Genomic DNA, 22,046 nt, shown 5'->3' on the forward strand with positions numbered 1-22,046 from the left:
GAGGCGACCTTGGCTATCCCAGTCCGGCAATCCGCTCGGATCGGCGCCTACCTGTTCAAGCAGCGGATCAAAGGCGTGAAGAAGTTCCCGCTCATCGTCGAGCTGGAGCCGTTGTTCGCCTGCAATCTCGCCTGCCCCGGATGCGGCAAGATCCAGCATCCGGCCTCGATCCTCAAACAGCGGATGCCCGTCGAGCAGGCCGTGGGCGCGATCGAGGAGTGCGGCGCGCCGATGGTCTCGATCGCGGGCGGCGAACCGCTGATGCACCCGCAGATCGACGAGATCGTGCGCCAGTTGGTCGCGCGCAAGAAGTACGTGTACCTGTGCACCAACGCGCTGCTGCTGCCCAAGCACATCCACAAGTTCACCCCGTCGCCCTACTTCAGCTGGGTTGTGCACATCGACGGCCTGGAGAAGCGGCACGACGAGGCGGTGGACAAGCCGGGCGGCTTCAAGGGCGCGATCGACGCGATCAAGCTGGCGAAGGAGAAGGGGTTCAAGGTCAACACGAACTCCACCTTCTTCAATACCGACACCCCGCAGAACGTCATCGACGTGCTCGACTTCCTCAACGACGAGGTCAAGGTCGACCAGATGATGATCTCCCCGGCGTACGCCTACGAGAAGGCGCCGGACCAGGACCACTTCCTCGGCGTCACGCAGACCCGCGAGCTGTTCAAGAAGGCCTTCGACGGCGGCAACCGCAAGCGCTGGCGGCTGAACCACTCGCCGCTGTTCCTCGACTTCCTCGAGGGCAAGATGGACTTCGAGTGCACCGCGTGGGGCATCCCGTCGTACTCGCTGTTCGGCTGGCAGCGGCCCTGCTACCTGATGAACGACGGGTACGTGGAGTCCTACAAGGAGCTGGTCGAGACCACCGACTGGGACAAGTACGGCCGAGGCAAGGACCCGCGCTGCGACAACTGCATGGCGCACTGCGGCTACGAGCCCACGGCGGTGCTCGCCACCACCTCGTCGCTCAAGCAATCGCTGAGAGCGTTGCGAAACGGCTGAGCTCCGGGCAGATTGTAGGCTGTGGATCAAAGCCTTCGAGTCGCGCGGCTGGGCTCGAGGGGCGGGGCCGCGTCCGGCCCGCGCCGCCGCCGCAGCATGTCGGCGGCCGATGACGGCATGGCGAGAGGTTGATGGCGGCGAGCAGCGGACACACCGATCAGCACAGGCAGCGGCGGCGGCGTTCCACCGCCGCTGTCGTGTGCAGCGGGTTGTTGTTGGCGGTGGCCACCGGCCTGCTCACCGCGGGTGCCAAAGGCGCCCAGGCCTCGTCTGGACGCGCCCGCCCCGGAGCTAGCCAGGGCCCGCGCGGCGTGCTGCCCGTGGCGCAACCGGAGGCCAGCCGAGCCGCGGCGTACTGGTCGGAGCGCCTGGAATCGCCGGAGCCGTCCGCGCAGCCGGCCGTGCCGCGTCCGGGCAGTTCGGGCACGGCGCATGCGGTCGCGGGCGCGCAGCCCCCGCGGACACCGAGCCCGACGACGGACGGCAAGGGCGCGGCGAGCGACCCGGCGAGCGCGGACGCCGACCCGCCGCAGGTCGCCGATCCCCCGGCGATGACCGCCTCCGATCCGCTGGCCGGGACGGCGTTCACCGGGCTGCCCCAGGTCGGCGCGATCTTCTCGCTGACCGGCGGCCAACAGGACGGGCACTACTGCTCCGGGAGCGTCGTCGCCAGCCCCGCCGGCGACATCGTGGTGACCGCGGCGCACTGCGTCTACTCGGCCTCCGACGGCAGCTACTACACCGACATCGCGTTCGTCCCCGGCTACCACGACGGCGAGGACCCGTACGGCGTCTGGACCCCGAGCACCATCGTCGTCGACCCGCAGTGGATGAACGACGCCGACCCCGACTACGACGTCGCGTTCCTGACCGTGCACCAGAGCGGTTCGAACGAGCGGATCCAGGACGCGGTCGGCGCCGACGCGCTCGGCGCCGGCTCCTCCCCCACCGCGCTGACCCGGGTGATCGGCTATCCGGACGACACCGAGCAGCCGATCACCTGCACGAACTTCACCAAGGCGTTCAGCGCGACCCAGCTGGAGTTCGACTGCGCCGGCTTCCCGGGCGGCACCAGCGGCGGCCCGTTCCTGACCGGCGTCGACCCCGTCACCGGCCTCGGCACGGTCGTCGGGGTGATCGGCGGCTACGAGGAGGGCGGGGACACTCCGGACGTCTCCTACTCGGTCGCCTTCGGCGATACGGTCGCCCAGCTCTTCGCGCGGGCCGAAGCCGCGGGCTGAGCCGCCACAGCCGCTGCCACACCCACTGCCACAGCCACCGCGCACGCCGACCGCTTCACCCGCGATCACGGTCGGGTATACACGGTCGGGTACACTGCGTCACGGCGACTCACCCCCACGATTCAGAATGCTGAATCCTTCCGGTTCAATCCGCCGGCACAGGGGCTCTTCGAAGCAGGCCGCCGCGGCATTCGGTGCCGATTTCCGACATTCCCGGAATTCCCGATCCGTGGGATTTCATTCGTTTTCTCCGGAATTGCCGGCGCCATCCCGCGCGCCACGCCGCCCACCCGGCGCTGTGCGCATCTCGTAGCCTGCGCGAAACAGATACGGAATTGCCGTGACACCCGCGGCTGACACGGTGCGCGCCAAGCTCACCTTTCGTACCAGCACAACGCTCCTGCGCACCCCCCGAGTTCCCGCCCTGCGCGACGTTTCCGGTTCTGTTCACCCCTTTTGGACGGAGCACGCTGTGCACACCGATTTGATTCCATATCCCTCGACCGGGTACCAGGCCGGCGACGCTGCCTGGCAGCTGACCGCGGCCACCTTCGTCGGCTTGATGAGCCTGCCCGGCCTGGCAGTCCTCTACGGCGGACTGGTCCAGAAGAAATGGGCCGTGAACACCATGCTGATGGCGTTCTCGGCCTTCTCGCTGGTCCTGATCGTCTGGTCGCTCTGGGGCTTCAACATGGGCTTCGGCCAGCCCTGGATCACCTTCGGCGTGAAGGTGGCCGGGTCCGGCTCCGGCTTCGTCGGCAAACCAGGCGCCGCGCTCGGCGCCGGGCAGGAGGCGCAGGCCAACATCCCGCTGCTCGACGGGCTGATGCCGCCGTTCAACTTCTCCCAGTCGGCGCTGTTCTACTTCCAGTTCGTCTTCGCGGCCATCACCCCGCTGCTCTGGCTCGGCAGCGTGATCGGCCGGATGAGCTTCAAGGCCTGGCTGATCATCGTGCCGCTGTGGTCGACGCTCGTGTACTCCGTCGACGCGTTCATGCTCTGGGGCGGCGGCTTCTGGTCCGGGATGGGCGCCGTGGACTATTCCGGCGGTTACGTCATCCACCTGTCCGCCGGCACCGCCGGCTTCGTCGCGGCGGCGGTCCTCGGTCCGCGCCTGAAGCGGGACCGCGACCACGGCGCGCCGAACAACCTGCTGATGTGCGCCACCGGCGCCGGCATCCTGTGGCTCGGCTGGAACGGCTTCAACGGCGGCGACCCGTACTTCGCCGGCCCCGACGCGGCCGCGGCCGTGGTCAACACCAACCTCGCCACCGCCGCGGCGCTGCTGGTGTGGCTGATCATGGACTACACGCTGAGCCCGTCCAAGAAGCCGACCCTGCTCGGCGCGATCAACGGCATGATCGTCGGACTGGTCACGATCACCCCCGCGGCCGGCTTCGTCAACGGCTTCGGCGCGCTCTGCCTCGGCGTGATCACCTCGGCCATCGTCTGGCTCGCCTGGTACAAGCTGTCCAAGCGGTGGATCTTCAAGAAGGTCGACGACGCCCTCGGCGTGGTCTACACCCACGGCATCGCGGGCCTGTGCGGCGGTCTGCTGGTGGGCCTGTTCGCCGACCCGAACATGATCGAGTACTTCGCGGGCAAGGCCAAGGGCTCGTCCTCGTTCTCGGTCGCGGGCCTGTTCTACGGCTCGCACTCCTGGCACCAGCTGATCGTCCAGGCGGGCGCCGGGTTAACGGTGATCGTGTGGACGGCGCTGTGCACCTTCTTGATCTTCAAGGTGGTCGGGCTGTTCGTCAAACTCCGACTGCCGGACTCGGTACTGGAGACCGGCGACCTGGCCGTCCACGACGAAGACGTCTATCCAGCGCAGGCCCTCACGGCGGTCGACACGGCCGCAGTCGCCCGCTCCGCCGCCATCGCGCGGGAGGAGGCCGAGGCCGACAGCACCACCGCGCCGACCTCGGTCGGGGAATCCTGAGAAACCGCCGAAACGTCCCGCCGCGCCCCGGACCGGCGCGGCGGGACCTCGGGCCTCGACGATGCGGCCCACAGCGCGGACCGGGGCGGTCGCGCGGCGGGGCGGGAGGGATGCGGGGCAGGGTGAAGCTGGTCACCGCGATCATCAGGGCGCAGGAACTCGACACCGCCCGCCGGGCGCTCGCCGCCTTCCACGCCCCGGGCCTGACCGTCTCGACCCTGCTGGCCGCCTCGCTGTGGAACCGGCACCTGGAGGTCTACCGGGCGACCGTGCTGGTCGCGGATCTGGTGCCGCGCCTGAGGATCGACGTACTGGCCCGCGACGAGGACGCGGAAGACCTGGCGCTCGTGCTCGCCAGGATCGGGAGCGGCGGGGGCGGCCCGGGTAGGGCGCGGGGAGGTGACGACACCGTGCGGGTGTGGGTAAGTCGGGTGGAAACCGTCGTACGGGTGCGTACCGGGGAAAGGGGAGAAGCCGCCGTATGATCCCGCGCGCCCTCACGACACACAGTACTGACACGTAACTGTGCTACCGTACCGATCACCCGTACGTGAACAACTACACCGGGGGCAACGCCCCTACGACAGCACCGCCCGGACAGGCGAAACAAGGCACGCGCGAAACGGCGGCACCGCGATGGCCTCTTCCGCACACGACCAACCCTGGCCAGCCACTCTGACGCTGGGCTCGGACGGTCGGATCACCTCCTGGAGCCGGGGTGCCCAGGCTCTGTTCGGGCTCTCCGCTGCCCGCGCCTGCGGCCGTCGGCTACGAAGCCTGCTCGTGCGTCCGGAGGACCGCTCCATCGTGGACGAACTGTTCGGCAGCGTGCTGGCCGGGCGCAGCTGGTCAGGGGCGCTCCCGCTGCTCGACGCGGACGGCCGCGCGCACCCGGTCGAGTGCGGCTGGCAGCCGATCCAGGACCGCCGCGGCCGCCCCGGCGCCCTGATCGTGGTGACCGACCGCGGTGACGGCCCCGCGGAGCCGCCCGCCGACGCCCCGCTGGGCACCGCGCACGCCGCGCTGGACGCGATCAGCCAGTTCCACGAGCACGCCGCGGCCGTGGCGATGATGCGCCGGGTGCAGCTGCTCACCGACGCCAACACCATGATCGGCTCGACGCTGGACATGGCCACCACCGCGCGCGAGCTGATGGACGTGGCGGTGCCGCGCTTCGCCGACTCCGCCAGCCTGGTCGTACTCGAGTCGGTCGCCGCGGACTACGAGCTGCCGGACGGCCGCCCGGTCGGCGCGGGCACCGTGCTGCGCCGCTTGGCCGCGGCCCCGTACCGCCGCGAGAAATCCGACGTCTTCCCGATCGGCGGCACCCTTTCCTACGCCCACGGCACGGCATTCGCGCAGGCCCTGACCACCGGCAGGTCACGCACCCTGACCGCGCTGGACCCGGAGACCGCGCAGAAGGTGACGGCCGGTCTCGGCGACGAGGTGGCGGCCGCGATCACCGGCCGCTCGCTGCTGATAGTGCCGCTCAAGGCGCGCGGCGCGGTGCTCGGCCTGGCGATCTTCATCCGGTCGGGTTCCCGCCGGCCCTTCTCCCCTGGCGAGGCGGTGCTCGGCGAGGAACTGGCCGCCCGCGCCGCGCTGTGCATCGACAACGCCCGCTTGTACTCGCACGAACGCCAGACCGCGCTGATGCTCCAGCGGGCGCTGCTGCCAGCCGACGCGGGCTATCACGCGGGCATCGACATCGCACACCGGTACCTGCCGGCCAGCGACCTGACCGGCGTCGGCGGCGACTGGTACGACGTGATCGGGCTCGGCGGCGGCCGGGTCGCCCTGGTGGTGGGCGACGTCATGGGCCACGGCGTACGTGCGGCCGCCGTGATGGGCCAGCTGCGCACGGCCACCCGCACCCTCGCCGCGCTGGACCTTCAGCCGGCCGAGGTGCTGCGCCACCTCGACGAGCTGATGGAGCACCTCGGCGGCTCGATGACCGCGGCGCACTTCGCGACCTGCATCGTGGCGGTGTACGACCCGACTGAGCGGATGTGCCGGATCGCGCGGGCCGGCCACGTGCCGCCGCTCGCGGTGTGGCCGGACGGGCGCACCGAGATGCTGGACATTCCGGCGGGCGTGCCGCTGGGCGTCGGCGGGCACACCTTCGAGAGCCGCGACATCCCGATGCCGGACGGCAGCCTGCTGGTGCTGTGCACGGACGGGCTGGTGGAGAGCCGCGCGCCGGGCCGGGACATCGACGACGGGCTGCGCGACCTCGCCGAGGGGGTCAAGGACCCGACGATGGCGCTCGAGGCGATCGCGGACGGGCTGATCGCCGGGCTGCGCGGCGACCGCACCCTCGACGACGCGGCGCTGCTCATAGCCCGGGTGCGCGGAATCCCGACCTCGTCCACCGCGGAGTGGACCGTGGCTCCCGAGCCGCCCGCGGTGGCGCTGTCCCGCAGGACCGTGCGCGCGACGCTCGGCGGCTGGGGCCTTCAACAGCTCGGCGACACTGCGGAGTTGCTGACCAGCGAGCTGGTGACGAACGCGCTGCTGTACACGGAAGGCCCGATCAGCGTGCGGCTGATGCGGGACCGCACGCTGCTGTGCGAGGTCTACGACGGCTCCGAGACCGTCCCCCGCCTCCGCGTCGCCGCGGACGACGACGTCGGCGGCCGCGGCCTACGGCTGGTCAAGGAACTGTCGAACCGGTGGGGCACGCGCCGCACGACGACAGGCAAGACAGTGTGGTTCGAGCTGCGCCTCGAGCCGCAGGCGGACTTCTGACGCCCTGACACGCCCACCCGCCCGCCGCCTGGCCCCCTCACTGACGCTCCTTCACGCTCGCCGCCCTCAGCCCTCACACCGCACCCGCCGACACCCCCGCGCACTCCGACTCTGCTCCCCTCCGCACGCTCTGACTCCGCTCCGCACCCATCCCACCCCGGCTCCCCTCACACTCCCCGTACCGAGCCCCACCGACCTCCCCGCGCACCCTGACTCCGCCCCGCCACCGCCCCACCCCGACTCCCCTCACACTCCCGCACCGAACCCCACCGACCTCCCCGCGCACCCTGACTCCGCCCCGCCTCCACCCCACCCCGACTCCCCTCACACTCCCGCACCGAACCCCGCCGACCTCTTCGCGCACTCTGACTCTCCTCCGCCTCCGCCCGCCCTGACTCCCCTCACACCCCGCCCTCACGCTCCCCGCACCGGGCCCCACCGACCTCCCCGCATTCGATTCGAGAAGTCAGTCTGATAAGCCCACGAATTCATTGTCGGGGTAGCCGTTCTGGTGCCGCGAAGGCGTAGCTTGGGTGTATCTACCACCCGTTGGAGTGAATTCGTGATCTCATCTTTTTGCTCAGGGCTCTACTGTCGCCCCCGTGACAGTACCCGCCGAACGGCGCGTTCCCAACCAGACGCTACGTGCCATTCGCCTGGCCTTACACATGAGCCAGAGCGAGTTCGCCGCCGCCATTCGCCATGCCGGCGATGCCTTAGGCGAACCCAATACAGCGAACAAACGTCTTATCCAGAAGTGGGAGTCCGGCGAACATACCTTATGTCGACCCAACTATAGGCGCGCGCTTCAATCTGTCACCCGAACGCCTTACGAGCAACTGGGCTTCTCAGGCGGACCGGCCGCGCCTGTGGTGTCGACCGTCGTACCGGCGACCCGTTCAAGCACAGCGTCGGACACACGGTCCTTCGCCGATGACGAGGCGCCGATCGTCGCCAGCGAGCCGGGTGACCGGCTCCGCTACGCGCTCGAGCGCCCGGGCCAGGCCGACGTCGATGCGATCGTCCTCGTGGAGACCGCGACCTCGCAGTTGTTCGACCTCGAGCACCACCGCCCGGCCAGGGCGCTGATCCCGACGGTCGGCCGACACCTCGACGACATTTCAGCCCTTCTGGCCGGGACCAGGCGCGAGTCGCTGCGGCGCCGCCTGGCGGTCGCCGGCGGGCAGGCCGCGGCGCTGGCGGGCTGGCTCGCGTTCGACCGCGGCGACGCCACCCGCGCGCACCGCAACTGGGACAGCGCGTTGGCAGCGGCGAAATACGCCGCCGACGGGCCGCTGCTCGCGTGCGTGCTGACCTACCTGTCCTACTCGTCCGCGGAGCGTGGCGATCCCGCCACCGCCTGGCAACTGGCCCACTCCGCCGTCGCCCACGCCGGTTCGGACGCCCGGGCACGCTCGTGGATGGCCGCGCGGGCGGCCGAGGAGGCGGCTCTGCTCGGGGAGCGCCGGGCCGCGCTCGCCGAGCTGGATCTGGCGATGCAGCTGGGCAGCGCCCTGATACAACCGGCGCCCGAGGACGACACGGCGCCGTGGACCCGGTTCTTCTACCGCGCGACGCTCGCCGCCATGGCCGCCAACGTGCACGGCCGCCTCGGCAGCATCCAGTCCGCCCGCGACGCCGCCGGGTGGGCCCTGCGCACAGTCGGCACGGAGCAGATCAAGTCGCGTGCGGTCATCATGGCCGAGGTCGCCTGCGCCTTCGCCCGGGCGGGAGAAGTGGAGCCGGCGATCGAGGCGGCGCACTACGCGGTGGACCTGGTCGAGCGCCTCGAGGTCACCCTGGCGCGGCGGCGGCTGCGCGGGCTGGTCCCGGTGCTCGCGGTCTACTCGACCTCGGCGCCGGTGCGCGAGCTGCTGGCCCGGCTGACCTTCGAGTAGCCGCCGCGTGCCACACCGCGCGGGACGCTCAGCGAACCCGCACGCGGCGCGGGTTCGCCACGCTGTTCGGCCAGTCGAGGGTGGCGTCCTGGAGGCGGGCGTCTGAGGCCACCGGGCCCTCGGCATCGAGATGCTCCGGGCCGGGCTGTGTCGCCGCAGGCTGCACTGTGGTTGCGGGCATGGCCGCTCCTTAGTAGCCGGTCGCCGCTTCTGTACCGGTCGCCGCTCCGCACGCGGCGATCGTGACACCCACTTTGCGGCACGCCGGGTTCCACAACCGTGCGATTTGGATTGCGGAAGTATGAATTCGCACCGACAGGGCAACCGTCCGGTCCCCGCCGTGACTCTGAGGACGTGACCACGTTCTCATCCAGGGACCTCGGAACGGGGGTGGCGGATGCCGTCCATCACACAGACGGTCGAGCTTGTCGGCGCACCGCCGGCGCGGGCCGCGCGGGCCGGGTCCCGCGCGGCCATACGCTGGGCGCGCGGGTGGGTCTGGGCCATCCTCCCCTCGCTCGTCTGGTGCTACCTCGCCTGGCGGCGCAGGTGGATCACCGACGACGGCCTGATCGCCGCGCGCACCGTGCGGCAGATCCTCGCCGGGAACGGGCCGGTCTTCAACGCGGGCGAGCGGGTGGAGGCCAACACCTCGACGCTGTGGACCTGGCTGCTGGCCGCCGGCAGCTGGCTGTCCGGAGCGGACGTGTACGCGGTGATGATCTGGGCGGGCCTCGTGCTCGCCCCGCTCGGTCTGCTGTTCGCGCTGCTGGGCGCACGCCGCCTGCACGGCCGCGCCGCGCTCGGCAGGCCGCTCGTGCCGGTCGGGGCGCTCGTGGTGCTCGCGCTGCCGCCGTTCTGGGACTTCGCCACCTCGGGTCTCGAGGAGTCGCTGATCTTCTGCTGGCTGGGGCTGAGCTGGTGGCTCCTGACGGGGCTGTCGCTCGACGCCTCATCGGCCCGGCGCGCGTACGCCCTCGCCTTCACGGCGGGTCTGGGCTGGCTGGTGCGCCCGGACATGGCCCTGGCCACCGTGTGTTTCCTCGCAGCATTGTTCATCGCCGCGCGGCCGAGTCTGCGACGTTCAGCGGTGCTGTTGGCCGTGGCGGCGGCGGTGCCGGTGGGCTATCAGCTGTTCCGCATGGGCTACTACGGGATGCTCGTGCCGAACACGGCGATAGCGAAAGAGGCCTCCGCGACCAACGTCACGCTGGGCATGCGGTATCTGGGCAACTTCCTGTCGCCGTACCGCCTGTGGGTGCCGGCCCTGCTCATCGCCGCGCTCACGCCGTTCGCGGTGCGGTGGCGCAGACTCGACATCCCGGCGCGCGCAGCGATCATCGCGGCCGTCGTCAGCGCTCTGGCGATGACCGCGTACGTGGTCGCGATCGGCGGCGACTTCATGCACGCGCGGATGTTGCTGCCCGGCACGTTCGCGCTTCTGCTGCCGGTCATGGCGGTACCGCTGCCCAGCAGGTTCGCGCTCGTCAAAGAGTCCGGATCCATCGCGCGGCGACTCACCGCCGTCGTGGTCGGCACCGCCCTGGTCGCGACGTGGGCGGCGGTCTGCGCGGCGCAGTGGCGGCTGCCCCAGACGCCCGGGATCATTCCGAAGACCGGGATCACCGACGAGCGCGCGTTCTGGACGGTGCGGATCTCGTCCGCGAATCCGACCTCCGCCAAGCCCTACGTTGATGCGATCATCGGACCGCCGAGCCTGAAGGGCGGCCTCGGCTGGATCCTCGCGCACGACGAATCCGCCAAGTCTCCGGTGCTCCTGTTCGAGCCCACGGCGGCGTCCGGGCTGATCGCCGTTCCCCTGGACCGGATGGGCGCTTCGATCGCAGTACCCGGCGATATTCTCGGCACCCTCGGCGCCGCGGTGCCGCTGAACGGCATCGTGATCGACACCCACGGCCTGTCCTACGCGCTCGGCTCGCACTTCGAGCCCGGCGCGCACGGCCGGATCGGACACGACAAGACCGCATCCTCGGTATGGGTCGCCGCCGACTACAGCACGGCGGTGTCGATTCCCGGGATCAGCTCGACGCAGCTCGCGGACGCGCGGCGCGCCTTAGGCTGCGGCGAAGTCGCACAGCTGCGGGACGCCACTCAGGCACCGCTAACCTGGGACCGGTTCTGGGGCAACGTCGCCGACGCGTTCACGCTGAGCCGGATGCGCATCCCGAACAACCCGGCGACGGCTGTGAGCGAGTACTGCCGCTGATACCAGCACGCATGCGTCGGGCGCCGCGGGACCTCCACCCCGCGGCGCCCGACGTGGTCCGCTCTGAACAGCCTCGACCTCAGCCGCGCAGCGTGCGCATCCAGGCCTCGACCTCGTCGGCGCGCCGGGGCAGCGCCGCGGACAGGTTCTCGTTGCCCTCGGTGGTCACCACGACATCGTCCTCGATCCGCACCCCGATGCCCCGGTACTCCTCGGGCACCGTCAGGTCGTCGGCCTGGAAGTAGAGCCCGGGCTCGACCGTCTGGACCATCCCGGGCTCCAGCACGCCGTCGACGTATTCCGCACAGCGCGCGTCGGCGCAGTCGTGCACGTCGATGCCCAGCATGTGGCCGGTGCCGTGCAGGGTGAAGCGGCGGTGCAGGCCGAGCTCGAGAACCAGCTCCACCGGTCCTTCCAGCAGGCCCCAGGCGACCAGCCGCTCGGCCAGGACCTGCTGCGCGGCGTCGTGGAAGTCGCGGAACCGGGCGCCGGGCCGGACGGCCGCGATGCCCGCCTCCTGCGCGTCGTAGACCGCGTCGTAGATCCGCCGCTGGACCTCGCTGAACTCGCCCGAGACCGGCAGGGTGCGGGTCACGTCGGCGGTGTAGAGGGTGTGGGTCTCCACGCCGGCGTCGAGCAGCAGCAGCTCGCCGGGGCGCACGGGGCCGTCGTTGCGCACCCAGTGCAGCGTGGTGGCGTGCGGCCCGGCGGCGCAGATCGAGCTGTAGCCGACGTCGTTGCCCTCGACCCGGGCGCGGCGCCAGAAGGTGCCCTCGATCCACCGCTCGGAGGTCGCGATCGCCCACGCCAACTCCCGCACGACGTCTTCGAACCCGTGCACGGTCGCCGCGACCGCGGCGCGCAGCTGCTCGACCTCCCAGTCGTCCTTGACCAGCCGCAGTCCGTGCAGGAAGACCTTGAGCCGCTGGTCGTGCTCGGCGGCTTGCTCGGGGTTCTGCCGGCGCGCGGCGTCGGCCGCCTCGAGCGCGGCTTCGAGCACCGCGTCGTGGGTGCGCAGGATCCGGGTGCTCACCTCCGGGGCGTCGGCGATGGCCATGGCGATCTCGTCGGCGGCGGTGCGGCTGTCGCGGGTCTCGATCGCCAGCTCGGCGCCGGCCTCGGCCAGCGAGCGTCGGCGGCCGACCCACAGCTCGCCCTGGCCGTCGAGCCAGAACTCCCCGTTCTCCCGGTTCGAGCGCGGCAGCAGGTAAAGCACCGCGCTGTGCCCACCGTTGGCGAGCGGCTCAAGCACCAGGACGCTGTTGTCGGTCTGATCCCCGGTCAGATAGGCGTAGTCGCTCGACGGCCGGAACGCATAGTCGGTGTCGTTGGACCTCGGCTTGAGCCGCCCGGCCGGGATGATAAGGCGCTCGCCGGCGAACGCGGCGGACAGGGCCTTGCGTCGCTTGGCCGCGTAGCCGGACTGCTCGGACGGCTCCAGGCCGTGCCGCTCGGTGTCGGCCCAGCCGGAGCGCATGCTCGCGTCGAGTTCGTCGGAGACGCCGGCGTACAGACCGTTCTTCCGGCCCTTGACCGGCCGATCCGTCTTCTGTTGCGCGTCCACTGCCGAGCGCCTCCCTGACCGCACGTGGGTATCGGTAGGGACCGCTCGACTACTCGGCCCCTTATCCCACCCTACTTGGAACCGCGTCGGCGGACATCACCCCGGCGCCTCGGCGCCGTGAGACGACCTACGAGCAGCAGCCTCCGCCGCAGCATCCTCCGCCTGACTGTGGCGTTGCCTTAGCGGCCGTGGACACCGCTCCGGTGGAGACGGCCACCATCGAGAACAGCTTCACCGTGTCGTCGTGCCCGCTCGGGCACGCGATCGGGGCGGACGATTCCGCCATCGGCCGGGTCTTCTCGAACGTCTCGCCGCACGCGCGGCAGCGGTACTCGTAACGGGGCATAGCTACAGGTTAGCGGTGCACCTTAGGGCCTCAGAAGCCTCCCGATGGTGCCGTCCATCTGACGTTGCCGTCCACGCACGCGGTGTCATGATGGCGTTACTCAAAGTAGGTCAACTACTGGACGGGAGGCAGACGGATGATCGGCATCGGCGATGTGCTGTGCGTCCGGGGCACGGATTGGGCGGCGCGGTTGATCAGGTTGGGGGCGGCGCTGCTGGACCAGCCGAACCTCGACAACCACGTGGCGATCGTGCACCACCAGGACGCCGCGGGCACCTGGTGGGTGGTGGAGGGACGGCCGGGCGGTGTCGGCTGGGCGGACGCGGCGACCTACCTCAGCTCGGCGTGGACCGTGAACAACGCCGGGCAGGCGAAGACCGACGCGCAGCGCGCGCAGATCGCCCAAGTGGCCCAAGGTGCGCTCGGAACCCCCTACGACTGGGACGGCATCGTCGCGGACGCGATGACCGCGATCCACGCGACCGACTTCTGGACGCAGAACTGGCAGGGGCAGGGCCCGCCGGCGCAGGTCGTCTGCTCCTCACTCGCCGCGTGGGTGTACGAGAACGTCGGGCTCGCGCGGCCGACGTTCCACGAGCCGCGGTTCACCACTCCGGGCGACTGGGAGCAGTTCATCGTGCAGGGCGGCTACAACGGCGCCCCGGGCGCCCCCGCGCCGCTCGCCGCGGCGTAGTCGCGACGGCCAAGCGCACCGAAGCGGTTGGACGGCCGACCCGCAGCGGCCCGAGCGCGGCGGGCCGGCCGAGACTGAGGCGGCTTGAGCCGCTGTGCCAGGAAAACGGTCTAGTCCAGTTCCCCCGTCAAGTCCGCGGTTCCGCGGTGGCCGAGACGAGGGCGGAATATCACTCGGCTGTGCACAATTGGGCAACAGACTCCCGGCAGACGTCCCGGACCGCTGCCCCTGTCACCGCGCCCCGCTACGCTGGCCCGACTTCCGAACCGATAACCGGCGTCGAGAACGAGGGGAAGCGTCTTCATGTCGTCGCTGTACGAGTACGTGCCCCACCCGCACATCGCGCACCGCAACGCGCACGGCCCGATCAAGGTGGCCGACCAGCACCCGCGGGGCAATGTCTTCGCCCGATTCAACACCTGGCTGGCGATCTGGGTCACCAAGGTCGTCGGCAGCATGTGGTGTGCCTATGCGTTCGCCGCGCTCGACTTGATCAGCCTTCCGGACGCGATCCGCGGCGGCACCAGCACGCTGATCGCCTGGATCGCGCAGACCTTCCTGCAGCTGGTCCTGCTGTCGATCATCATGGTCGGCCAGAACGTCCAGGCGGAAGCGGCCGACAAGCGCTCCGAGGCGACCTTCAAGGACACCGAGGCGCTGCTGTACGGCCAGGAGAAGGTCGGCGAGCACTTGAAGGCCCAGGACGAGATGCTGCGCAAGATCGCCGTCGTGCTGAAGATCGAGCCCGAGCCCGACGGCGAGGCCTGAGCCCTAAGGCGCGGCCTCGCCCTCTGTAGCCGGCTGGAGCCTTCAGCGGCTCAGCCGTTGTAGATCTGGGACGCCGGCGGCGGGCTCACCGTCGTCGGCTGGTTCCAGGTGTAGTCGATGGTTCCGGTGCCGTCCGAGCCGCCGACGACCTGCTCGACCATGTACGCCGGACCGCTGGCCGCGAAGTACAGCTTCGAGCCCTTCGTCGTGTTGTAGAGGGCGACGCTCTGGCCGTTCAGCGTCGCGGTGCCCGCGGCGGTCGCCTTGTCCCCGTCGGAGTTGTCCGCGACCTGCTTGACCATCGACGAGTAGGACATGAACTGGGAGAACGAGCTGGCCAGGTCCTTGCCCAGGGTGCCGTTCGAGGAGACCCACTTGCCCGAGTACGCGGCGAAGGCGGCGGCGTCGGCGCCCTGCTGTTTGGCGATGTACTGGATGAACGACGGGGTGAACTCGAGGTAGTAGACGCCGCCGGTCGCTTTGACCGGCAGCTGCGCGGCGCCGATCGACAGCGTTCCGTCGCAGCTTTCATTCTTGTTGAGCTGGATGTCCTCCGTGATGACCTGACCGCTCTGCGTGACCGCGCCCTTCACGTGGACGGCGCTCGCGCCGTTCGCGGCCGACACGAAAGCGGCGCGCAGCGCGCTGTCGCTCAGGCCGGCGTTGGTCGCCGCGGCGGCCGATGCCGCTGTGTTCGATGTCGCGGTGTTGGATGTTGCGGTGGTCGGTGAGGCCGAGCCGCTCGCGGTGCCGGCGGCGGCCGCCGGGCTCGAGCCGCCGGAGGAGCACGCGGCGAGGGCGGCCAGCCCGGCCCCGGCGAGGGACAGCGCGGCGATCTGACGAGGTATCACGGTCATGCGTTCCGTTCAAGAGGTCGTACACGGACCGACCGAACCTAGCCGACCGAGATCACGCGCCGGACACGGGCTTCCACCAACCTGGCAGTCTCAGGCGCCCGACGGTCGTGCCTGGGGCTCGCACGCTCGTGCCGTGGGCGTGTCCTGGCTGCGGCCGAACCACGGGATCGTCACGTGCACCAGCGGGCCGATCGCGACCGCGTAGACCACGGTGCCGAGGCCGACGTTGCCGCCGAGCAGCCAGCCCGCCGCGAGGACGGACAGTTCGACGGTGGTGCGCACGATCCGGATCGAGTGTCCCCGCGCGGCGAATCCGGTGGTCAGGCCGTCACGGGGGCCCGCGCCCAGTCCGGCGCCGATGTAGAGGCCGGTGGCGATCGCGTTGAGCAGGACTCCGGCGGCGAATATGCCCCAGCGCAGCGCGAGGCCGTGTGGGACCGGGACGTTGCCGAGGATGACGTCGACGACCACGCCGATGATCACGATGTTGGCCAGGGTGCCGAGGCCGGGTCGCTGGCGCAGCGGGATCCAGAGCAGCAGCACGAACACGCCGACGATGATCAGGACGGTGCCGACCGGGATGCCGGTGATGCGGGCCAGGCCGGTGTGGAAGACGTCCCAGGGATCGACGCCGACCGCGGGCGCGAGCATCAGCGCCTCGCTCACGCCGTACAGCAGCAGGCCGGCCATGAGCTGGCCGAGGCGGACGGCGTAGCGGTCGCGCGGCAGCAATGCGCGCGCGACGGCGCGGCCCGCGCGTCCGGCTGCGCGCAGGGCGGAAAGGTCGAGCGGGGCGCTGATCCGGTTTTCGAGGTTCGCGACGTATTGGCGCTCTGCGGCATCGGTCAGCAGTCCGGGGCGGGCGTCGCCGTGCGTCGGTCCGTCCAAATCCCATTCGTCCCAGTCGCGCGCAACGGACCCAGGCGCCGTGGAAGCCGCTCCCACTGCGGCGTATCGCGGATCCGCAGCGCCGATCACTCTCGTCACCATCAGTCCCACCTCTCCCGTTTGCCCGGTGCCCTTGCCGAGTGCCGCCTTGCCAGCGCGACCCTTCAATGCAATTCTGGACCTAGATTGGACCTGCCAACGATAGCCAATCTACAGAGAGTGGACTGGAGAGTGGACTGATGTCGGCGGTGAACGGCTCGCTCGGAGCGGCGCACCTGGCCCAGCAGCTCGGACCGTGGCGCGGCGCCGACGGAACCGCGCGGGGAAAGTCGCTGCAGACGGCGCTGGCCGAGCGGATCACCGCGCTCGTGCTGGACGGGCGCATCGCCGTGGGCGTGCGGCTGCCGGCCGAGCGGGCACTGAGCGACGCGGCCGCAGTCAGCCGCACCACCGTGACCGCGGCGTACGCGCTGCTGAGGGAGTCTGGTTTCGCGGTCAGCCGCCAGGGTTCGGGCACTTACACGGCGCTGCCGGACCGGACCGCCGCCGGCCTTACCGGCGGCTGGCACGACAGTGTGCGCGGCGACCACGTCATCGACCTGATGTGCGCGGCGCCGATGGCTCCGCTGCCGGAGGTGCAGGCGGCGCTGCGATGCGCGGCCGAACAGCTTCCCGCCCAAACCGGTATCGCCGACTTCATGCCGTACGGCCTCGACGCGCTGCGCGAGGCGATCGCGGACCGGTACTGCGCCCGCGGCCTGCCGACCAGCCCTGACCAGATCCTGGTCACCGCGGGCGCGCAGAGCGCGATCACGCTCGTCGGCCGGCTGCTGCTGCGCCCCGGCGACCGCGTGCTGGTCGAGGGCCCGTCGTATCCGAACGCGCTGGACACCTTCCGGGCGGTCCAGGCGCGGCTGGTGCCGGTGCCCCTGGACGGCGATGGCTGGGTGCCCGGTTCGTTCGAGGACGCCCTGGGTCAGCTGCGCCCGCGGCTGGCGTATGCGATCCCGCACTTCCAGAACCCGACCGGCCACCTCATGGACCCCGATCGTGAGGCATCGCTCGCCCGGGCGGCGCGGCGGGCCGGGTCGTGGCTGTTGGCCGACGAGACGGTGACGGACGTGGCGCTGGACGTGCCCGCGCCCGCGCCGTTCGCCACCGCGATCCGGGCGGTCGACTCCGAGTCCGTGCTGGTCTGCGGATCGATGTCGAAGTCGTTCTGGGGCGGGCTGCGTATCGGCTGGCTGCGCGGCCCGGCCCGCATCGTGCACGAACTGGCCGCGGCCCGCGCGGCGCTGGACCTGGGCTCACCGCTGCTCGACCAGTTGGTAGCGGTGGCGGTGCTGCGCGGCGACGAGGCGCATCTCGAGCGGCAGCGCGACCGGTGGCGCGAGCAGCGGGCGATGCTGATGCGGACGGTGGACGAGCTGTTCCCGGCGTGGACGTACCGGGTACCCGAGGGGGGGCTGTCACTGTGGGTGCGGATGGACCGGGAGGAGGCGACCGGCCTGGCGCATCGGGCCCAGACGCACGGCGTCCTGCTGCACAGCGGACCGAGATTCGGCGCCGACGCGGGCACGTTCGAGCGCTACATCCGGCTGCCGTACGCGCTGCCGCCGGAGACTCTGGTCACGGCGATGCACCGGATCGCGCTCGCGCGTGCAGTGCCCGGGCCGTGGCAGGCTGCGGAGCACCGCGCCGACCTCGTGGCCTGACACCCAGGAGCACACGACGCGGAGGCCGACGCGCAGCGCACGACGCGCGGAGCCGACGCACCGCTTTAAGCGCGGCCTTAAGCCCGGCGTAACGCGTGGCCGGACGCACGGACGCACGGACGCACACATGGCCTTAGGCACAGCCTGACGTCCGACATGACCCGCAGCCTGGCCCAATCCGGCGACCGCTGAACAGGAATCCTCCAGGCCGGACCCTTGACAGCTCATATTGGTCTGGACCACAGTGCTCTCACCGGCAGGCGCACCACACCACCCTGCTCCCCCTCCGGTACGGCGACCCGGACACGCACACGCCTGGCCTGCCGTCGTACCGTCCCGAGGACAAGGAGCGCATCCGTGCGTCGTCTATCCGCCAGATCGGCCCGGCCGCCCCGCAAGACCATCGCCGCGGCCGTCGCGCTCGTCGTCGCCGCAGGGGGTGCCGGCGCCGTCCTGCTCGCGGCGCTGCCCGCGGGCGCCGCCACGACCAACCTGTTGACGAACCCCGGCTTCGAGACGGGCAACCTGTCCGGCTGGAGCTGCGACGCGGGGACCGGCTCGGTCGTCACCTCGCCGGTTCACTCGGGCAAGTACGCGCTGTCGGGCGCTGCCACGAACAGTGACAATGCCCAGTGCACGCAGACGGTGTCCGTGCAGCCGAACACCCAGTACACGCTCTCGGGCTACTTCGAGGGCAACTACGTCTACCTCGGTGTTTCCGGTGGCGTCGACACGTGGACTCCGTCGGCGACCAGCTGGACGCAGCTGAGCACGAGCTTCACCACGGGCGCGAGCCAGACCAGCGTCCAGGTATACGTCCACGGCTGGTATGCGCAGGGCACGTACTACGCAGACGACCTCGCGCTTGACGGCCCCGGCGGAACGGGCTCACCGTCGCCGTCCCCGTCGTCGACCGGCTCGAGCCCGACGCCGTCCCCGAGCGCCAGCGCGTCCGCATCGGCCTCCGCGAGCGCGTCCCCGTCGCCGAGCCCGTCCTCAAGCGCGACCAGCCCCGGCGGGAACGGCCCGTACACGCACCCGGTCTACTTCATGCCGGTGGACAACAACCCGGCGTCGATCTCCTCGATCATCAGCGGATCGGGCGAGACGGAGTTCAACCTGGCGTTCGTGCTCGACTCGGGCGGCTGCACCCCGGCGTGGGACGGAAACTCCTCGATGCCGGTCTCCTCGGACACGACGGTTTTGGCCGACGTGAACGCGATCCGCGCGGCCGGCGGTGACGTGGCGGTGTCGTTCGGCGGCTACAACGGCACGGAATTGGGCACGACCTGCGGCTCGGCCTCGGCCCTGGCGAACGCGTACCAGCAGGTTGTGAACAAGTACAAGCTGACCAGAGCCGACTTCGACTACGAAAACGGCGCGCTGGACAGCAACACCGCGGTCCGCTTCGGCGCGATCAAGATCCTCGAGGCGAACAACCCGAACCTGAAGGTCTCGCTGACCATCCCGATGACCACGGTCGGCTTCCCCGGCAGCGGCACCGACGAGATCCGTCAGGCGATCGCGAACGGCGCCCGCCTCGACGTCGTCAACATCATGGACTTCGACACCGGCCTGACCTCCGGCACCGAGGTCGGCCAGACCGAGCAGATCGCGAACGACGCGGTCGGCCAGCTCGAGTCGATCTACGGCTGGAGCGCGGCGCAGGCGTGGTCGCACCTCGGCTTCCAGATCATGAACGGCCACACCGACCAGCCGTCCGAGCTGTTCCTCCAGTCCGACTTCAACGCGCTGCTGAGCTTCGCGCAGGCGAACCACCCGGCCTGGTTCTCGTTCTGGTCGGTCAACCGCGACTTCGAGTGCCCCGCCGGCGTCGTCGAGCCCTGGGCGCCCGGCACCTGCTCGAACGTGACCCAGAACCCGTACGACTTCACCAAGATCATCGTCCAGTACGGAGGCTGAGAAGGAGGCCTGAGAAGGCAAGCCGAGAACGGGGGCAGACCCGGCCGGTGGCGTGCGATCCACACACGCACGCCACCGGCCGCCCGATAGCTGCCCGCCCTCACCGCCGCCGTCCGGTTCTGGAGCGAAGAGTCTGGGGCCGCTTCGCGACCTTCGCGGGGCTGGTGAAGTGAGTATTCAATCAAGGTTTGAGCTGCGATCTTCTGTTACTTCCGGGTCAGCGAAGAGCCGGGCGGCCTCAAAGCTCGTGATCCAGTAACGACGCGAGCGGAGGCATACCCTTCTTCCATGCCATCGGTCCGCGTGGGAGACATCAACGTCTACTACGAGCTCCACGGCGACGGCCCACCACTGGTGTTCATTGGGGGCCTGGGCACGGACCTGACGCTCTTCGCTCCGATGACGCGACAGCTCGCGCAGCACTTCCGCGTGCTGACCTTCGACAACCGGGGCGCGGGCCGGACGGATCAGCCCGACACCCCATACTCCATCCCGATGATGGCCCAGGACACCGTCGCCCTGATGGACACGCTCGGCGTCTCTCGCGCCCACATCATTGGCATGTCAATGGGCGGACGGATCGCAATAGAGATAGCTGGTCGGCATCCCGAGCGCGTGGACCGCCTCGTGCTGATCTCCAGCGCGGCTACCGGCACCGGTAGCCTGCACATCTCCCTGCCCGCACGCCTGATGCGCACGGCTAAGCGCCTCCGGCTGCTCCCCCGTGCTGCCCATCCGCAGGCCGACCACGCGTATAGACATCAGCTCACCGCCAGCACCAGCTACGACGGCGCCGACCTGCTGCCGAAGATCACCGCCCCCACCTTGCTCCTGCACGGACGAAACGACCGCAGCATGCCCCTCGCCGCCGCCCAAGCCACTCAGAGCGGCATCCGTGACGCCCTCCTTGAGGTCTTCGACGGCGGACACATGTTCGCACTGCTCTCCCAGCGAACCACCGTCTTGGAACACATCGAGGCATTCCTCAGCGACCACGTGCACTGATCCGGGCTGAACCCCCACCCGCCCCGGCGCTGGGGCCCCACAGTTCGCGCGGTCGGCTGGCATACCCGGAGGCTGCCGGTTCCCGGGCGGTGGCGAACATCGTCGCGCTGGCCGAGAAGCTCAGCTGAAGGCTGCTGATGGGGCCGCGAGCGTGCTGACGGTCAGGAAGAACGTGACCGGCGTAGGTGAACCGCCCTGTGCGCACAGCCAGAACCATAGCCGCAGGGACCGGGAGGCGGCGTCAGGCCTCTTCGAGGGTGAGGGTGGTCCAAACGCCGACGTGGATGCGGTCGCCCGCCTTGACCGGGACTTCGGTCTCGGCGGGGAGCGGGTCCTCAGCGCCGTTGAGCCGGGTTCCGTTGGCCGAATTGAGGTCCACCAGCGACCACGTGCCGTCCGGGGCGCGAAGCAGTTGCGCGTGCAGGTGCGAGACAGCCGGGTCGAGCGGTGGGCCGGTCAGGTCGATCTCCACCACGATGCCCCGGCTGGCCGACGCACGGCCGATGCGCACCCGATCGCCGCTGAGGGCGAAACGCCGCTCGGACGTGTACTTGGGGAAGGGGAATTCGGATTCGACGATGTCGCCGCGCTGGACCTGGGCCGTGTAGTAGTCCTGGTCGGCGTGGACGACGGCGGCGAGTGCCGTCGGCGCGGAAGGCGACACCGGCTCGCTGATGGTGGGCGCGGGCGCAGACGGTGTCGATTCGGATGGTGCGCTGCTGGACAGTCCAGGGTCAGGCGCGGCTGAAGCGCCGGACCCGGCGGCAGCAGCGGCGGCGCGCTCGGCTTTCTCGAGTTCTGCCTCGAGGTCGAGGTCGGGCCCGAGGACGGAGGTCGAAGCGAGTGGGTCGGCGGATGCGGGCGGCGGGGTGAGGGGCCCGCTGGCTGCGGAGGATGGCTCGGCGGAAGATGGCTCGGCGCCGGGCGGCACGAGGGCGGCGAGTTCGAAGTCGTACCCGTCCTCTTCGCAGAAGCGGCCGCTGCGGGCCGCCCCGCACACAGGGCACACCTCGCCGGGCCGGCCCGCCGTCGCGGTCGCCGCGAACGCTCCCCCGCCTGCTTCCGCCGCGCCCGCTCCCTCGGCCACGCCCGCGGCGGCAGACGGCGTGATCGCCGCGCCACCCATCACCGCGCCGCAGGTGTCGCAGTAGTCGGTGGTCTGTGATTCGTGCCCTGAGGGACAGCGTGCCATGGAATCCTCCCCGGGTTCCGCGCG

18 protein-coding genes are annotated in these 22,046 nt (G+C 70.5%); 12 read left to right on the forward strand and 6 right to left on the reverse strand.

The genetic code is table 11. The features are described from left to right. Positions 1–9 precede the first annotated feature (9 nt). The 6 genes from hpnH to VGZ32_RS05165 all read left to right on the forward strand — a co-directional run bounded on the left by hpnH (position 10) and on the right by VGZ32_RS05165 (position 8,843). Positions 10–1,014: an adenosyl-hopene transferase HpnH gene (gene hpnH / locus VGZ32_RS05140; RefSeq protein WP_326884650.1), complete on the forward strand. Its 1,005-nt coding sequence runs from the start codon at positions 10–12 to the stop codon at positions 1,012–1,014. Positions 1,015–1,145: 131 nt separating this feature from the next. Further along, complete coding sequence (locus VGZ32_RS05145; protein ID WP_326884651.1) at positions 1,146–2,255, forward strand: trypsin-like serine peptidase; 1,110 nt, start codon at positions 1,146–1,148, stop codon at positions 2,253–2,255. Between the two features lie 472 nt (positions 2,256–2,727). Continuing rightward, a complete protein-coding gene (locus VGZ32_RS05150) occupies positions 2,728–4,197 on the forward strand; it encodes an ammonium transporter (protein WP_326884652.1) in 1,470 nt (489 codons plus the stop codon). Positions 4,198–4,319: 122 nt separating this feature from the next. Next, positions 4,320–4,682, forward strand: coding sequence for a P-II family nitrogen regulator (locus VGZ32_RS05155; protein ID WP_326884653.1), 363 nt, complete (start codon positions 4,320–4,322; stop codon positions 4,680–4,682). Positions 4,683–4,833: 151 nt separating this feature from the next. Then, complete coding sequence (locus VGZ32_RS05160; RefSeq protein WP_326884654.1) at positions 4,834–6,945, forward strand: ATP-binding SpoIIE family protein phosphatase; 2,112 nt, start codon at positions 4,834–4,836, stop codon at positions 6,943–6,945. An 872-nt stretch (positions 6,946–7,817) separates the two neighbouring features. Next, positions 7,818–8,843 carry a hypothetical protein gene (locus VGZ32_RS05165; protein WP_326884655.1) on the forward strand — a complete coding sequence of 342 codons (1,026 nt, stop codon included), beginning with the start codon at positions 7,818–7,820 and terminating at the stop codon, positions 8,841–8,843. Positions 8,844–8,871: 28 nt separating this feature from the next. On the opposite strand, the gene VGZ32_RS05170 is transcribed toward VGZ32_RS05165, so the two are convergent. After that, positions 8,872–9,024: a hypothetical protein gene (locus VGZ32_RS05170; protein ID WP_326884656.1), complete on the reverse strand. Its 153-nt coding sequence runs from the start codon at positions 9,022–9,024 to the stop codon at positions 8,872–8,874. A gap of 216 nt (positions 9,025–9,240) precedes the next feature. Between VGZ32_RS05170 and VGZ32_RS05175 the strand changes: the two genes are divergently transcribed. Then, the gene (locus tag VGZ32_RS05175; RefSeq protein WP_326884657.1) at positions 9,241–11,070 is read left to right on the forward strand and encodes a hypothetical protein; all 1,830 of its coding nucleotides are present in this window, start codon (positions 9,241–9,243) and stop codon (positions 11,068–11,070) included. Between the two features lie 79 nt (positions 11,071–11,149). Here VGZ32_RS05175 and VGZ32_RS05180 read toward each other — a convergent pair whose 3' ends face one another. Then, entirely contained in the window at positions 11,150–12,634 is a 1,485-nt protein-coding gene (locus VGZ32_RS05180; protein ID WP_326884658.1) for an aminopeptidase P family protein, read from the reverse strand. Positions 12,635–12,761: 127 nt separating this feature from the next. Next, positions 12,762–12,980: a zinc ribbon domain-containing protein gene (locus VGZ32_RS05185; protein ID WP_326884659.1), complete on the reverse strand. Its 219-nt coding sequence runs from the start codon at positions 12,978–12,980 to the stop codon at positions 12,762–12,764. Positions 12,981–13,116: 136 nt separating this feature from the next. Here VGZ32_RS05185 and VGZ32_RS05190 point away from each other — a divergent pair, with 136 nt between their 5' ends. Both VGZ32_RS05190 and VGZ32_RS05195 read left to right on the forward strand, forming a co-directional pair. After that, the gene (locus tag VGZ32_RS05190; protein ID WP_326884660.1) at positions 13,117–13,674 is read left to right on the forward strand and encodes a hypothetical protein; all 558 of its coding nucleotides are present in this window, start codon (positions 13,117–13,119) and stop codon (positions 13,672–13,674) included. Between the two features lie 303 nt (positions 13,675–13,977). Further along, on the forward strand, positions 13,978–14,442 hold the full coding sequence (locus VGZ32_RS05195) for a hypothetical protein (protein ID WP_326884661.1): 465 nt from the start codon (positions 13,978–13,980) through the stop codon (positions 14,440–14,442). 50 nt (positions 14,443–14,492) lie between these two features. Here the strand turns inward: VGZ32_RS05195 and VGZ32_RS05200 are convergent, their stop codons facing one another. Further along, entirely contained in the window at positions 14,493–15,299 is an 807-nt protein-coding gene (locus VGZ32_RS05200) for a hypothetical protein (protein WP_326884662.1), read from the reverse strand. Positions 15,300–15,389: 90 nt separating this feature from the next. Further along, positions 15,390–15,989, reverse strand: a complete 600-nt coding sequence (locus VGZ32_RS05205; RefSeq protein ID WP_349263488.1) for a hypothetical protein — start codon at positions 15,987–15,989, stop codon at positions 15,390–15,392. Positions 15,990–16,426: 437 nt separating this feature from the next. On the opposite strand from VGZ32_RS05205, the gene VGZ32_RS05210 reads away from it, so the two are divergent. The 3 genes from VGZ32_RS05210 to VGZ32_RS05220 all read left to right on the forward strand — a co-directional run bounded on the left by VGZ32_RS05210 (position 16,427) and on the right by VGZ32_RS05220 (position 20,830). Then, complete coding sequence (locus VGZ32_RS05210; RefSeq protein ID WP_326884664.1) at positions 16,427–17,902, forward strand: PLP-dependent aminotransferase family protein; 1,476 nt, start codon at positions 16,427–16,429, stop codon at positions 17,900–17,902. A gap of 357 nt (positions 17,903–18,259) precedes the next feature. Then, a complete protein-coding gene (locus tag VGZ32_RS05215; protein ID WP_326884665.1) occupies positions 18,260–19,825 on the forward strand; it encodes a carbohydrate binding domain-containing protein in 1,566 nt (521 codons plus the stop codon). Positions 19,826–20,113: 288 nt separating this feature from the next. Then, positions 20,114–20,830, forward strand: a complete 717-nt coding sequence (locus VGZ32_RS05220; RefSeq protein WP_326884666.1) for an alpha/beta hydrolase — start codon at positions 20,114–20,116, stop codon at positions 20,828–20,830. Positions 20,831–21,071: 241 nt separating this feature from the next. On the opposite strand, the gene VGZ32_RS05225 is transcribed toward VGZ32_RS05220, so the two are convergent. Next, entirely contained in the window at positions 21,072–22,022 is a 951-nt protein-coding gene (locus VGZ32_RS05225) for an FHA domain-containing protein (protein WP_326884667.1), read from the reverse strand. Positions 22,023–22,046: the final 24 nt, after the last annotated feature.

Origin of the sequence: Actinocrinis sp., from assembly GCF_035938995.1 — a bacterium.
Taxonomy (GTDB): Bacteria; Actinomycetota; Actinomycetes; order Streptomycetales; family Catenulisporaceae; genus DASZGI01.